At 35.7% G+C, this 14927-nt stretch carries 11 protein-coding genes; all 11 read right to left on the reverse strand.

Annotated elements, in window-relative coordinates:
• Positions 1 to 24: 24 nt before the first annotated feature.
• A complete protein-coding gene (locus tag Q763_RS09335) occupies positions 25 to 735 on the reverse strand; it encodes a M48 family metallopeptidase (protein WP_035133543.1) in 711 nt (236 codons plus the stop codon).
• Entirely contained in the window at positions 728 to 3967 is a 3240-nt protein-coding gene (locus Q763_RS09340) for a type I restriction endonuclease subunit R (RefSeq protein WP_035133545.1), read from the reverse strand. Before Q763_RS09340 ends, Q763_RS09335 begins: the two co-directional genes overlap by 8 nt.
• A 2-nt stretch (positions 3968 to 3969) precedes the next feature.
• A complete protein-coding gene (locus tag Q763_RS09345) occupies positions 3970 to 4833 on the reverse strand; it encodes a hypothetical protein (protein WP_035133547.1) in 864 nt (287 codons plus the stop codon).
• Positions 4821 to 7112 carry a Piwi domain-containing protein gene (locus Q763_RS09350; protein ID WP_035133775.1) on the reverse strand — a complete coding sequence of 764 codons (2292 nt, stop codon included), beginning with the start codon at positions 7110 to 7112 and terminating at the stop codon, positions 4821 to 4823. Before Q763_RS09350 ends, Q763_RS09345 begins: the two co-directional genes overlap by 13 nt.
• A gap of 60 nt (positions 7113 to 7172) precedes the next feature.
• Positions 7173 to 7727 (reverse strand): SLATT domain-containing protein, encoded by a 555-nt coding sequence (locus tag Q763_RS09355; RefSeq protein ID WP_035133549.1) that lies wholly within the window; start codon positions 7725 to 7727, stop codon positions 7173 to 7175.
• An 11-nt stretch (positions 7728 to 7738) separates the two neighbouring features.
• Positions 7739 to 9043: a nucleotide-binding domain-containing protein gene (locus Q763_RS09360; protein WP_035133551.1), complete on the reverse strand. Its 1305-nt coding sequence runs from the start codon at positions 9041 to 9043 to the stop codon at positions 7739 to 7741.
• 16 nt (positions 9044 to 9059) lie between these two features.
• Complete coding sequence (locus Q763_RS17470) at positions 9060 to 10265, reverse strand: restriction endonuclease subunit S (protein WP_052123349.1); 1206 nt, start codon at positions 10263 to 10265, stop codon at positions 9060 to 9062.
• 3 nt (positions 10266 to 10268) lie between these two features.
• On the reverse strand, positions 10269 to 11798 hold the full coding sequence (locus Q763_RS09370) for a type I restriction-modification system subunit M (protein WP_035133553.1): 1530 nt from the start codon (positions 11796 to 11798) through the stop codon (positions 10269 to 10271).
• A gap of 1 nt (position 11799) precedes the next feature.
• Positions 11800 to 12225, reverse strand: a complete 426-nt coding sequence (locus Q763_RS09375; RefSeq protein WP_035133554.1) for a hypothetical protein — start codon at positions 12223 to 12225, stop codon at positions 11800 to 11802.
• A 3-nt stretch (positions 12226 to 12228) separates the two neighbouring features.
• Positions 12229 to 12801: a restriction endonuclease subunit S gene (locus tag Q763_RS09380; protein ID WP_035133556.1), complete on the reverse strand. Its 573-nt coding sequence runs from the start codon at positions 12799 to 12801 to the stop codon at positions 12229 to 12231.
• Positions 12802 to 12942: 141 nt separating this feature from the next.
• On the reverse strand, positions 12943 to 14925 hold the full coding sequence (gene mobC / locus Q763_RS09385) for a conjugal transfer protein MobC (RefSeq protein ID WP_035133777.1): 1983 nt from the start codon (positions 14923 to 14925) through the stop codon (positions 12943 to 12945).
• Positions 14926 to 14927 lie beyond the last annotated feature (2 nt).

Consider the following 14927-nt stretch of genomic DNA (forward strand, 5'->3'; position numbering starts at 1 on the left):
ATTTTTATACCTATACCTGTTGTATCATATCAAAGACGTTTCAAGTCTTTCTTTCCATTTTTTCCAATCTGGCATGATTGCTTCTTGTAAAGCATAAAATGCTCGAGTATGATTATGGTGAACCAAATGGCATAATTCATGAATAATGACATATTCAATACTTCCTTTAGGAGCCTTTATCAATTCAGGGTTTAAAATTACTTTGCCTTGAGAGGTACAACTTCCCCAGCGAGTGGCCATTAGTCTAATTTGGAGTTCAGGTTCATCAATCTCAAATCGTTTAAAAAGTGGAATTGTTTTTTTTAAAGTTTCCGCAAAATGAACGAATGCTTTTTCTCTATACCATTCAGACAATAGACTTTTAGCGGATGTATTATCCTTTTTCAACACTAATAATCTTCCTCTAAATAACTTTACTTCATTAGTTTCCGACTTCTCTATTCTAAGTTTATATTGCCTACCTAAATAAAGATGAGTTTCTCCATTAACATATTTTCTTGGTGGTGTTAATGGATGATAGGATAAAAATTCAAGCTGCTGTTTAATGATCCAAGGTGCTTTTTCCCGAAGTTTGGCATCAAGTTTTTCCTCTGTGGTATTATATGGAGCAATCACCCTTACTTTACAATCAGGATACACCCGAATGCCAAGGGTTTTACGATCCTTATAAGAAAGTTCAAAGGTGATTTTTCTCGAACCAAATTCTATAGATTGTATGTTAAGCGTTTCAGACATATTTCAATTTAGCTACTTTAATTCCTTCTTCAACCAATTCATCTATTAGGTCAAAGGGCAATTCTATACCTTGCTGTGTCTTTAAATCGAATAAATAATCATCAATATCAATTTTTATCCTTCCTTCAATATCTGATTTATTTACCCAATCAATTATTGGCTTCCCGTTTTCAAATACAATAGACTTAATAACTTCGTCAATACCTTCAGCCATCAATGCAGCAATGTTTTGTGAGCCTTCCGAACGCTTTAAGTTTCCTTTAAAAATCTCATTCACTAAATTATAAATGGCAATACCGGTATCATTTCCAGTAAGGTTCTCCGGCACATTGTCCTGTCTACCATTATGAAATTGATCTTCGTATTCTCTCGCTTTATTTAAATAGTCAGCTTCTGAAATACGATGCTGGTGATAGTCTTCAATAGTATCTCTAATAAGTCTTGAAAGTTTTTTATAGTAAACTGGGTCTTCATTTATTTTCACATTGATAGCTTTTATAGTCCTGCTAGCAATATGATCGGCTTTGGCTGCCTTACTGGTTATCTTCTCAACTTCACGATCCCTTTCTTCTTTATCGAAAATATTGACCATTTCAGTAATACGAAGAATTTCACCTTCTGTGGTAATATGCTTGTCAATGAGTTTCTGAACTTGTGGCTCATATTCCTTATATTCCAGATCGTCAAAGTATCTTCGTTTGACCGCAATTCTTAATCCAAGGAAAAATTTAGCATCCTGTTTGTACTTACTTATTTGCTGCTCCGGAGTTTTACTGATAAACTCAAAACTCGATAGGGCTAGCTTTAACAAGCGAGAAAAAGCCGATACCTTTTCATAAAAAATGTGTCGAATAGCTTCATCCTGCAATAGTTCTTCGTAAGCCGGTTCGTCATACTTATTTTTCACTTCCTTGAAAATATCCCATACTTCTGAGTGAGCCTGAGGCAATCTCTTTATTTCTTCACTAATATTGGTTAATGTCCCTTCCAAATCCGCTGCATCATAGTTATCTGCTCCAGAGTAGGTCTCTAATGCCATATCCAGATTTTCCAAATTACCATAATAATCAATAATCAATCCATGCTCTTTGCCTGGAGCTAAACGATTCACTCTAGCAACAGCTTGAAGTAAAGTATGCTCTTTAAGTTGTCGGGTGAGATATAAAACGTAGTTATTAGGAGCATCAAATCCAGTAAGTAATTTATCTACTACTATGATGATTTCTGGTTGATCTTGCTTCTTAAATGAACTTATTAGTGACTTTTCATAATTCTCAGGACTACCATATTTATCCATCATGGCCTTCCAAAACTTTAATATTAAGTCGTCACTTTCTTCAAAGGCATCTTCATAATTCTCTCGAACATCAGGAGGGGAAATAAGGACTTCACAGGTTATTTTGCCTATTTGCCTGATAAACTCACGGTATCGTATAGCCGTCGTCTTATTTGGAGCTACTAACTGACCTTTAGCTTTTAAACTTCCAAAAAGTATGTCTTGAACGTTTTGCTCGTAGTGATCTGAAATATCCCAAGCACGGGCGTAGATAATCTCTTCCGCTTTATTAAGCTGATTGGTGGAACTAAACTTTCTCTTGAGAGCAGCTTTACCATAAGGTGTTAGAGGTTCGGATATTCGATCAAAATAATTATCCAAAGGCTTTTCATTCACTTCAATTAAGTTGTGGCGACCTTCATAAAGTAGGGGGACTACTGCTCCATCTTCAACTGCATCGGTAATAGAGTAAACATCTATCAAACCTCCAAAGCGATTTGCAGTACTTTTCTCTTTCTTCATTAACGGGGTTCCTGTAAAGGCTATAAAACAACCTTTAGGAAATACCTTTTGCATTTTGATATTGAATGTACCATATTGACTTCTATGTCCTTCATCTACCAAAACAAAAATGTCGGGTGAATCAAACCCTTCTTTGGCCTGATTAACAGCCGCTTCAAATTTATGAATCAAAGTAGTGATAACTGTATCACCTGTGCCGGAAAGAAGCTCTACCAAGTGCTTGCCTGTTTGAGCATTCTCTACTGGTATTTGACATTTTTTAAACGTCTCTGTGATTTGATCGTCCAAATCAATACGGTCAGTAACTAAGATGATTTTAGGATTCTTGATTTGAGGATGCGTAGCAATCAGTTGAGCCAACATGACCATAGTGAGGGATTTGCCACTTCCCTGAGTGTGCCAGATTACACCACCTTTTCTTAATCCTTCGCTATCTGTTTTTACGATCTTATCCAAGGTATTGTGAACGGCAAAGTATTGCTGATACCTAGTGACTTTCTTGATGCCATCATCATAGAGAGTGAAGTTGAAGAATAGGTCTAAAAGTCTCTCTGGCTTACAAATGCTAAATAGTAGCTTGTCTTGTTCTGTTACCGCCTGTTCTTCCTTTTCGAGGTTCTGGAAGAAAGTCCAGACGTTTTTATACCGTTCTTGAAAAAGCGTTGTTCTTTCGTTGGTAGGTAATGGCTGATTTTTTAAAGCTTGGAGCTTATCGAGCCAAGCAGTTTCTTCCGCTTTTGTTTTAAAGAGTTCTTTCCAAAAACTCCAAAACTCTTTCTGAGTGGCAGTTGTGGCGTATTTGGCTTCATTGGTGGCCAGTCCCATGGCCAAGTTGGAGTATTGATATAATGCACGTATTCCATCTTCCTGCTGATTCCTTAGATGTTGCTCAATTGATTTGTCGATTGGGTCTTTGATCTTTGGACTCTTACACTCAATAACCACAACTGGAATACCATTGATAAACAATACAATATCAGGGCGGTAATGTTCACTGCTTCCACTTCTGAGCACACTAAACTCTTCTGATACGTGATAAGTGTTGTTTTCAGGATGTTTCCAATCTATATAATGAAATGAGAAACTTTTTTTGTCCCCTAAAATAGATTGCTCAAAGCTTCTGCCTAATGTGATTAATTCATAAAATGCTTTATTGGCAGCAATAAAACCGTCCTGAATAGGTAGGTCACGTATAGCAAGAATTGCATTATTTATATTTGCATCTGAAAAAGGAAACTCCTTTCCTTTGTATTCTATAGTGTTTATTAATTGAAGTTGGTTCTTCAAAATAGTTTCCAATAGAACATTGGAGGTTCTGCCTCCACGAGCTTCTAAAGCCTGCTCTGGAGAAATGTATTTCCAGCCCATATTCATCAGTAGTTTCAATGCTGGAAGTTGTGATATATGGTCTTCTTTGAAAGATGGTACTGCCATAATTACTTTGTATTTTGGTAGCCAAAGGCTCTTAATATCATTTCTTGAAACTTGGTTTTTAATTTAGGAATAAAGTTTCCTGACAAACCTATAACTGCACCTAATCCTAAGATTAGATTCAAGTCGTTCACAAATAGCTTTTTGTCTTCAGGTAGCAATTGAAAGGCTTTATATGCTCCACAAAGAATCCCAATAATAAAAAGGTTGTATACTACAATTGAAAAAATATTGATTCGCTTTTTAAAACGACCCTCAAATTCTAATAAACGAGATACTTCATCGGCATCTCTAGGCAACTTAAACTGGATTACAATATCGAATGCACGGTAGTACACGATACGTATGAAGTCGCTGTTAAATGATTCTTTGGTGTCGCTCATTGTATTGTACGCTTCATTCAATTGGTCATTGGTTATTTTTGATTTATCCAGTAAAAAGAGAAACACCAAAACCATAGACTGATTATTGGCTTTGCTTAGATAATTACCAATCAATAAATTTTCAAAACTCGTAGTAACTTTACCTCTAGCTCGGTTTCGGATGACACCCAAAAGCCATTCTTTATCACATTCAAATTTCAGCACCCCTATAACCAATGTAAAAATCAGGAAATCGTCATGTATAAAAGGAGCTACAGAGTTCTCAGAAACTTTACGTTTTGATATTTTGGCATATTGAGACTCAAAACTTTCTTTTGAATTCTTTTTAATAGCCTGAATAGACGAGTAATAAATTGTATCAGGTTCTGAAAAGCTACCTTGAGGTAATTGAAATACCTCATCGGTAACCAAGGCAACCAAAGCAGCTTGCTTAGGTTGATTGGCTAGACTGCTCAAATAACTATGCTTTTCTTCTATAAAAACCATTTTTTTCGCTTTAAGGTATAGTTCAATTTATCAGCATCCCATTCTGGTATATGTCTCATTTTTCCAAGTAGTCTTGAAATAAGATTAGAATACAGCATAGTCGCAGGTTCTTCTCTCGGTAAAAAACCTCTCCAGGATAAATAGGTGAATGAATAAATCTGCTGGGTGATATAATTCAAATCATAAAACATCAAGTCTTTTAATTCGGGATCATCATAATTTCCTTGAGGCTTTCTTATTTTAATTTGAATAGGGGTACTCATACCATGCTTAGCCGTTTTTAGTTCCCTTGCTCCCAGCATCTGTACTAAACAGGTTTCATCATCTATAAAGACATTACTTCCTCGCTTTGGAATATACTTTCCTATAATTTGATGCGATCCATATTTTGATTCTCCTTGTTGACTAGTATCGAATAAAATGCTTGGATGGCTTTTGCTTATTGTTACGAAAGCAAACTTGATATTAAACTGTCCAATCTCTTTAACTAGCTGGCTAATAACTCCAAACTCCACATTTTTAATCGGTTTAAATATGTGAAAAATCAATCTTACAGTATCTCCTTCTTGCCATGCATATTCATCTGAAAGACGGCCAATAGAACTTTTAAGGCTTTTGAGCAATTCTTCAAAATAACTTTCGTACGGAACATCTTTTACCTTGTCTCCTAAAAGATATTGTCCGTCACTCGACATAAAGGTGGTAATTCCCACTACACGACTACTTTCAGCTCCCTTGTATATTGTACTTCTCAGCCAACTATGTCCTATCCCTATTACAATTTCTCTGTCCACCGACCTTTGGGCGGGCAATACCCACGGTGTTCCTCCTAGCTTTGCATAAATCTGAAGAGCTAATGGGTTTAATATATATTCCGTATAGTTAGATATGGTAGATGATCTTACAAACTGTACCGGTATTTCGAAAGAAAGCAGTTTCGCCTTAATCTTATAATATGGATTGTCTCTATCTGAAAGAGCTTTAAATCTATCAGGTATCTCGATTATAGCAAGATGTGGCTTCTCATTATCATAATTACTTATTATACTTAAATAGTCCTTTAAGCCATAATCAGAAATTTCCTGTATATCAAAATTAATGTCTTGAAGCTCATATTTTTTAAGTAATCCTTTTTGGAAGTATCGAGAGTTTGCTATACCATCCTTTAAATGAGACAAGAATCTTGTGAAATCACCTCTCTTGGCTCTATGACAAATACTTATTATTCTTGGATTTTTTATATCAAAACTAATGCTGTCATAAGGTCCATAATTTGACAGTCCCATATCGGCATTTATATTATTCTTTTTTGTGCCAGCATGATCATAGATAAATGTTGGTGTTTGCAAATTCATGCTATTTTGAACTTGCAATGGCGATGTATCTACTTTAAAACAAAAACCATCTCGGTTTTGAAACAAAATTGGATTATCACTATCCGAAAAAAGGTGCTTGGCAATCTTATTTATTTCAGCAAGCTGGCTAACAGGATTTTGCTTTTTAATACGTTCTTGTTTTACAGCCTCTAATATTTGATCACATTTTTGCTCATTAATAGCAAAGTTTAAATAGGCTTGAATATTTCTCCTCGTTTTACGAATAAAGAGTTCGTTCAGTTGATAACTCTCGTCACCATCATTTGTGGAAACTATCGCTATATTGTCACTGATCGATTTTATTACACCTACAAAATCTTCGTTTGGAGCAAGTATATTATCTAATCCCGGAAGCGTTTCAGTATGTAATACTTCAAAATCAATCAGATCAAAGCCTTCCTGAGATAGTTCCAAACATGAAATATTAAATACCCAGTTTCTACGAATGTTAACTAAAAAAGCAAAACCTTTAGAGTCATTAATGTTTGTTTCTCGGAGTTGTATCTCGATAAGTTTCTTGAACGCAATTTTATGTTTTAATCTTTCTGGCAGAAAATTTAAAATTAAATCATCTTTATCTTGGCGTGAATAAAACCTAAAAGGATAAAAATCAACCGGTATAAAGCCTTGAAACCTATCTTTAAACGTTCTAAAAAAAATGTGTTTTACTAAAGATGCGGTTACCTTGGCATCACCAAATACCGATCGCTTTTCTACCTTACCGCTAAGCAGGCCTTTCTCATCATCTTTATTAGAAATAACAATCAAATTACCATCCCTAAAAAATGAGTAAGAACTATTATAGTTTTGCCTCAATTCTTGCAATCGTTCATCAGAATATGTCTCCGTTATTATCTGGTAATCTGAAAAATCAAACCGTATGGGGAAGTAATTTAATTGCATATTATTTGTCCTTGTATTTAATTGATATTTATAATCTCTTTTACTGGAATACATTAAACATTATCCTCTTCGTAAACTCTCTGGCAAGAACTTGTCTATTTCAGAATCCGAGAAGGTAAATTCTTCATTTTTCTTTAATGCCTTTGAAGCGCTTTGATAAGCTTTATTTATAGTTTTCGGAGCACCTCGATAGGTATTCATGAGCTTTTCATTTAGGCCATCTCGAATTTGTTGTAATTGTTCAATTTCTTTGTTGCCAATTCTAATGTCGACCAGCAATGAGAGAAGGCTTTCTCTGATCTCTAAAATATCCTGTGCTGCTTTTTTATGTTTTTGGACAATCTCCAAAAGATTGATATCCTTAGTGTACAGTGTTAGTGCTAAAAGTATTGTTGAAAAGAAGGCAGCTATAAATTGGACAAGTTTCCCTTCTCCTAATAGTACTACAAGCAAGGTAGTAGTAGTTAAAGCAGAAAGGATTATTTCTGATAACTTGATACAATCACTTCTCCTTTTAAGTAGGTCAGCACATTTCTCATGCGTTTTGTGCGTATAAACTACACGGCCATATATCTCTCTTATTTGAGATTCAAGTAATATTTCACTTTCTGTCATAACTTTTCATTTTATTCTTCCGAAATAGGTACGTCTATTGAGTCCATAGCTACAACCATATTGTCTTTGATGATATAGCATTCAACAAAATGGCTTCCTTTAAAATTGGTGGATTCTTTTCTTTCGAGAGATCCAGCATCATCAATAATCTGTCCTCGAATGCAATCCCTCTTAATGGCTTGTTCCCCTCTGTTGGTCACCTTCCATTTCACAAAATATGGGCGAGGAACGTCCATTTGATTAATATAAAATCGTAATGATTTATTGGGCAACAGTTTGATTCTTTTGACGAGAAACTCTCGGAGTAATCCGTTTCTAAAACCATTCTGTTTTATCTCACAGTCAATTTTGAGGTCGTATCTTATATTTATTGGATAATATGATTCAATAAATTCCTCTGTATTCCTGTAGCTTTCGTTAATGTAACAAGCTTCAGACTCTTCATTCTGGTATTTTGGAAAGTTATTTCCAAATATATCTCTCCATTTTCTATGTTTCTTTTTGTCTGATACAGAGTCAATAGCCTCTACTGCTAAATCATATGCTTTCTTCGACTTTCTTCTAAAAGATTTTCGGACCTTAACTCGCTGTTTACTACCTAATGCACCATATTCTTTTTGGTCTTTTGGTTGGTCATATAAGAACTTGAAGAAGTCTCTGCACATTAAATCATAGAAGGAAAAGCTTGAGCTATCGTAATCTGTCGTTGAATGTAAAAAATTATAAGCAAGAGTATCTATTAGAAGTCCTCCCATACAAACTCCATTTTTATTCTTCCATGCCCTAGCCATTTTGCATAACCTTCGAAGGTTTTTATTCTTTTGATCCTCAGCTTCCCGCATTGCTGACATTTCTTTTCTTGGTTTTGTTATTTTCCAAGAGCCACTATTATATGTGTCGGGATATTTGTAATCCTGATCCTCTAATTCAAATACAGGTTGAACATCAATGTGAGAATCTAAAAAATTCACTGTAACCACACATCTATCTACTTTTATATCGGAAGCGGAATACGTGTTGGAAATAGCCGATTTTGTATCGTTCAATAGTTTAGATTGACCTCCGCTTACATTGTACTCAGGCCACTTGCTATTAGGCATGATGTACAACATATCCAAATCAGAAATTCCTTTTATACCAGTGTACCGTCCATAAGAGCCAACCTGCAAAGAGTTCGCTGTTTTAGAATCAGTACCACGATGCTTCTCATTAAGAGCCTTCGTAATTCTACCATACCTATATGAAATTGTATCCGCCTGATTTTCGGGAATCTTAATATTAGAGACAAACTCCTTAAATGTATCTGATGTATTCATAATTAATTTGTCAGCTTTAAATGGTTCTTATCCTTCCAGTCAAAAGTTTTTGCATCAATCCTTTCTTTTGCTCTTTCAGAACAGCTACTTGCTGCTTCAACAATTCAATTTCTTTATCGGCTTCTGATAGAACCTCTACTATTCTTTTTTGCTCTGCTAATGAAGGAACTGGAATTTTAAGCTTAGCAAACTCTCCTTGACCTAAGGTTTTGTTTCTTCCCGCTCCACCAGGAGAGGCTAAGCCTAAAAGATGCTTACCTCTGGCGGTTTTGAAAAAATAAAGCAGGTAGTCCAGATCAAGAATTTCTTTCTTGGGCTTGTACATCGGGAAACGGTGAGAGGCAATCATACTTATCTCCGCTTCTGTGGTTTTGGCAATAGCGTGTTCCCATGCAAAAACTATATTAACTATAAAGCAGTCCGGTTCAATCCAGAAAACAGACTTGTTGCCAAGACTAGCTCCGCTAACTTCTTCTTTATGAAAAATACCTTTACAGTGTGAGCGAATGCCTATTTCCCGATAATGTGTTTCAGGTTCTGGGGTGAACGGCTTTCTGACGCGCTTAACAATTTCTGATATGTACTTTAGTTCCCAATCAGAAGGAATAGCACCTAAATATGTGTTTGTCTTTTCTGTATTTTCCTGAAATTCTGCAAAGCGAACTTCCCCACGAAACAATCCTATTTCTAAGCCCTTTCTTCTCTTCAAAAGTTGATTACAAAGGCTTTCCTTTTTCTGAATAGCCAATTCCCATGTGTCAAGAATATCTACAATCTTATTTTGCTCAGATTCTGAAGGAATAGGGATTTTCAGGAATTGAAACTCAGAGATCCAGTATCTTTTATGATCATCTGCTCTAAATTTTACTGTGTTAAAAGCATTAAATATGTATTTTAAATTCAGGCTCTTTCGATTGGGTTTTAGAATTTTTGTTGCTGAACTTCTGATTTTAAACGGAAAGTCAACATACTTTCGATCTGTAGTGAAATCATCAAATAGTATTATTGGGTGCTTATCAAAGATTCCACTTGTATCGGATGAGTAGCCTAACAAGAATGACTTGTTTGAAGTAAGAACTGGCACCCCGCTTTCTGAGTCAATATCTTTTGTAATGTACTTAGTCGGTTGTTCATAATCCAATAACTCGCCAAGACGCATAGTATCCCAATCTGTAGGTATTAAACCAATATTTGTTAATCTATATCCTGTTTTGACTTCCATATATTAAAATCCTAGTTCAGATAAGTAATCATTCATTTGGTTTTCAACTAAGACAAGTTCCTTTTTTAATTGGGATATATTGCTCTGAGTAGCAAGTATATCTATTTCTTCTTCCTCTTCAAATGTATCTACATAGCGAGGGATATTGATGTTATATTCGTTTTCTATGACTTCTGATAATGGAGCACGGTAAGCATATTTTTCTTCTAAGACTTCACCTTCTTTAGAAGTTAAAGGAGTGGCTTTTTGAAATGCTTTATATGTATTAACAATCTTGTCTATATCACTATCACGAAGACGATTTTGATTTGTGCTGGATTCATATCCTTCACTGGCATCGACAAAGAGGATATCTTTATTTTTTCCTTTTGCTCTATTAAAAATTAGAATACTTGCAGGAATACCTGTTCCATAAAACAAATTAGCTGGCAATCCAATCACAGCTTCCAACAAGTTTTCTTCAATTAACTGCTTTCTTATTTTACCTTCACTACTTCCTCTGAAAAGAACCCCATGTGGCAGAATAACACCAACGCGACCTGTGTCATGATACGTAGACTCTATCATGTGAGACACAAAAGCATAATCTCCCTTGCTCTTTGGAGGAGTTCCCCTATGGAATCTGTTGAACTGATCAGAAATAGCGTTGTCAGCTCCCCACTTGTCTAATGAAAACGGAGGATTTGCTCCTACTATATTCCCTTTAAGCAGGCTGTCTTCTTCCAGCAACTTAGGATTGTTTAAAGTGTCACCCCATTCAATAGTAGCATCATCTATCTCATGCAAAAACATATTCATACGAGCAAGAGCCCAAGTGCTTCCGTTGATTTCCTGACCATAAAGTGAATAATTTTTATTCCCTACCTCTTTAGCAAGTTTAATCAACAAAGAACCTGAACCACATGTCGGGTCAATAATACGATCACCAGGTTGGGGGTTGAGCAGCTTGGCTAAAAGTTTTGAAACTTGAGCAGGTGTATAAAATTCCCCCGCCTTCTTTCCGGCGTCACTGGCAAATTTTTCAATTAGATATTCATATGCATCACCAATAACATCATTATCCTCTAAATGGGAAGGCTGTAGATCTAACGCAGAAAAGTCAACCAATAGATTTTTAAGTCTTCTGTTTCTATCTTTAGTCTGACCAAGATTAGCTTCTGAATTGAAGTCAATATTTCGGAATACACGCTCCAGTTTACTTCGGTTGGCGTCCTCCATACTTTCCAGTGCAGTGTTGATCAACTCTCCAATATTTGCCGCATTTCTGTTTTCAAATAAATAGTCGAAAGTACAAGTATCGGGCAATTGGAAACGCTCATTCCTCAAAGCTCTTTGCACTCTGATTTCATCACCGCTATACTTTTCTGCATAGAAATTTTTTTTGTCTTTCCATACATCTGATACATATTTCACAAAAAGCATAGTAAGGATATAATCCTTGTACTGGGATGGATCAATAACCCCTCTAAAGGTGTCACATGCCTTCCAAACAATATTATTAATCTCGTTTTGTGTAATTGGTTTTTTACTCATGCTAATCGTTTATTATTATATATATAGAGGTATATGATTCTATATTTTCGTTAATGAATATTTCCTTATGTTCGAGAATCCTGTTATCGGGAATTTGCACACCAAGTTTCTTTAATTCAATAGCTTCCTTTTTTGGAATCTCAAAACCTCTATTACTCTTGTGATGTGCTGTGCCATCGGTATTTACGGCATAAATCTCTTTTTTGCTATTCCTTGGGTAAATGTGATAATGTCCCTTAACAGGAATATTTTTATCTTCAGGATGATAGGTGTACCTATTCTGAGTTTTCTGGAATTTTTGATAAGTTTTATGTTCAAGAATTAATTCCGAAAAGATATTGATGTCAAAAGATATTTCAATAGCATAGCTATTCTCAATACCCATTAATTCCTTTTGCCTTTTTAATATTTCACTTAATTTTTTCATTATCTAATTAATCATAACGCCATTAATGATTTTTCCTATTATACCCTGATATACTTTTTGTTTTTCTAAAATAATCTGTTTTGATATTTCCATATCTCTATAATGCAAGGACTTAATAGCTATTGCTTTTTGTTGTAATTCCAAAGGAGGAAGCTTCACTGCAAAAGCTTCTAATTCAGATTTACGAATGGAAGGAATAGAACTCCCAGCACCAAGAGTCTGGAAATAAGCCTGCGTTTGTGGCATATTAAATAGGGTAGTCAAAAATTCAGGTATTACTTTTAAAGGATCAGGCTTGATAACAAAAAATATTGAAGATGCTATGGCTGGACCGAACTCTTTATTATAAGTCCAAGCAAAGTTCCTCATTCCTTTTCCAACCAACAGAATATCTCCATCTTCAAGAAGGTGAGCTTTCTTTTTTTGATCTATCTGAACGAAAGCGTCAACCTCATCCGTTTGATTCCCCCAATCATCAAAATGCTTAGCCTGCAAATACACCGCATCACCAATACTTTTAGGCTTCACGTATAAACCAAACTGTAATTGAGCAATATCTCCTAATTTTACCTTCATTTAATTTGTAGCTTATTTCAAATTCACTACAAATATATAAAAAACATTCAATATTTGATAAAATTATTTTGTAGAGTTTTTCAAATTTTGAAAACAACAGAAAAAATCATTCTTATCCAAGGAAAAAAAACGAATATGCTATTATTTCTTTACCACCAAATGGCTCAATCCCGGATCATTCAGCAACCGCTCCATTTCTGACTGTATAATGTCCTGAATATCCTGTTTGATTTGGAAATAGCTACGCTGTACCATACCTGAATCCAACTTTCGGATGATTTCAATGTCCTTATAATTTTGTTCCTCACGTTTAAGGCTGTCATGGTCATTAATAATCTCACAATGGAAAGCTTTTAGGTCAATCTTACAATCTGGATTATCAGCCACCATGCCCACAAATTCACCGGAGCTTAACCCTGATATTTTGGAAGGTGGTATGGCTGCTTCCAATTGTTTGGATCGGCTGATGGAAGTGTCCCCGCTGTTAATAGAATAACTTTCCCTATCCTGCATGATTTTCCCAAAGCGTTCGGAGAGTTGTTTGGCAGTATCACCTGTAACCTGACCGCTAACAATATTCCCCGTAATATTCATAATTACATCTGCCTGTTCACGACCATAATCCTTTCGAAGCTGACTAAAATCCTGAATACCCAGACAGGTAGAAACTTTATTGCTTCGGGCAGTAGCAATCAGACTATCCATATTGTTCAGGTAGATGGTCGGGAATTCATCAAAAATGAGACTACTCTTTAGCTTTCCTTTTTTGTTCACCAGCTTGATTAGCCGGTTTACATAGAGGGATAATACCGCTCCATAAATCTGTATTTTTTGTGGGTTGTTTCCCATACATACAATCTTTGGGTCATCAGGATTATTAATATCCAAATCAAAATCATTACCCGATAACACATAGTATAGTTGTGGGGATGAAAGCCTTGCCATTGCCACTTTTGCGGAAGCGATCTGACCTTCCAATTGTTCCATAACATCATTGAGGTACGCATTAACAAATGGATTAATCAGCACTTCAATTTCCTTCTCGGTTCGTAATAATGTGAACAGGCTATCATAATCTACCTGCATCAATTCAATTACATGCGGTAAGGTACAGAATTCACCATCCTTGTATTTTTTTAAATACCAGATAATAGCCGTTAAAAAGTTAATCGGGGATTCCACGAAGAAGTCTCCCTGGCGTTTAATCCATTCCCTGTTTAACCCCATCAAAATAGTGCGGGCACTTTCTGCTGCATCGGTAATATCGGTCATCGCAGAAGGCTCTAAGGGATTGCAACGATGACTACGGGTAAGGTCATCGAAATTAATCACATAAAATGCCGGGGGTTTGGTATATCGATGTTGGTTTTTCAGCCAGGTATTATAGGCTATTTTGGAAAGGTCATCAAACTTAAAGTCGTACACAAACATGGTAAATCCTTTACGGATATGCTGGGTAATTACATGACGTATCACAAAGTAGGATTTTCCGGAACCGGGAGTTCCCAATACCATAATCGCCCGGAATGGATTAATGATATTGACCCAGCTTTTCCGTTGCTTGTCTTTTAATTGGTACTGCGCCGGAAGGTTAATGGAATATTCATTTTCCAGCAATCGTTCTTCCTGAGGAAAGGTTTCATTTTCCTTATTAAAGATGTCCTTATTATTGATTTTATTCCTGATAATTCGGGAAAGCAAGGTGCCTCCTGTCAATACCAGCAGAAAGCCTACTCCTGTAAATGCCATATACAGGATAGCAGTCGTTATTATAGGTGTGTTCAACTTCATACAGAGATAGCTGATAAAATAAATGAGCAATCCGGTAATCAGGTAAGCAAAGGCTGTTCTGTGATTTAATTTCTCATCCTTTCTCCCCTTGGCTCCTAAAAGGGATATACCCAAAAAACCAAGGGCAATAAATTTCGATTTATGAAAATTGCTGAACAATCCCGTCTTATAAATATTGCTTAAAATACGGTCACTAAAAGTGCTTTGCCATCCCCATATTTCAAAAGCACTGTAACAGTAGAAATAGAAATGGATGATTAATATGGTAATACTGATAAGCCTGGTCATATCCAGTATTTTTCTCAGCGCCTGTTCATTTTCTCCGGTGTGCATTG

The organism is Flavobacterium beibuense F44-8, assembly GCF_000769915.1.
Taxonomy (GTDB): Bacteria; Bacteroidota; Bacteroidia; order Flavobacteriales; family Flavobacteriaceae; genus Flavobacterium; species Flavobacterium beibuense.

Bases quoted from the DNA above. Each gene is read 5' to 3' on its own strand.
- Q763_RS09360 (WP_035133551.1), bottom strand. From the start codon at position 9,043: ATGAATACATCAGATACATTTAAGGAGTTTGTCTCTAATATTAAGATT.
- Q763_RS09370 (WP_035133553.1), bottom strand. From the start codon at position 11,798: ATGAGTAAAAAACCAATTACACAAAACGAGATTAATAATATTGTTTGG.
- Q763_RS09375 (WP_035133554.1), bottom strand. From the start codon at position 12,225: ATGAAAAAATTAAGTGAAATATTAAAAAGGCAAAAGGAATTAATGGGT.
- Q763_RS09340 (WP_035133545.1), bottom strand. From the start codon at position 3,967: ATGGCAGTACCATCTTTCAAAGAAGACCATATATCACAACTTCCAGCA.
- Q763_RS17470 (WP_052123349.1), bottom strand. From the start codon at position 10,265: ATGGAAGTCAAAACAGGATATAGATTAACAAATATTGGTTTAATACCT.
- Q763_RS09355 (WP_035133549.1), bottom strand. From the start codon at position 7,727: ATGACAGAAAGTGAAATATTACTTGAATCTCAAATAAGAGAGATATAT.
- Q763_RS09350 (WP_035133775.1), bottom strand. From the start codon at position 7,112: ATGCAATTAAATTACTTCCCCATACGGTTTGATTTTTCAGATTACCAG.
- Q763_RS09335 (WP_035133543.1), bottom strand. From the start codon at position 735: ATGTCTGAAACGCTTAACATACAATCTATAGAATTTGGTTCGAGAAAA.
- Q763_RS09380 (WP_035133556.1), bottom strand. From the start codon at position 12,801: ATGAAGGTAAAATTAGGAGATATTGCTCAATTACAGTTTGGTTTATAC.
- Q763_RS09345 (WP_035133547.1), bottom strand. From the start codon at position 4,833: ATGGTTTTTATAGAAGAAAAGCATAGTTATTTGAGCAGTCTAGCCAAT.
- mobC (WP_035133777.1), bottom strand. From the start codon at position 14,925: ATGCACACCGGAGAAAATGAACAGGCGCTGAGAAAAATACTGGATATG.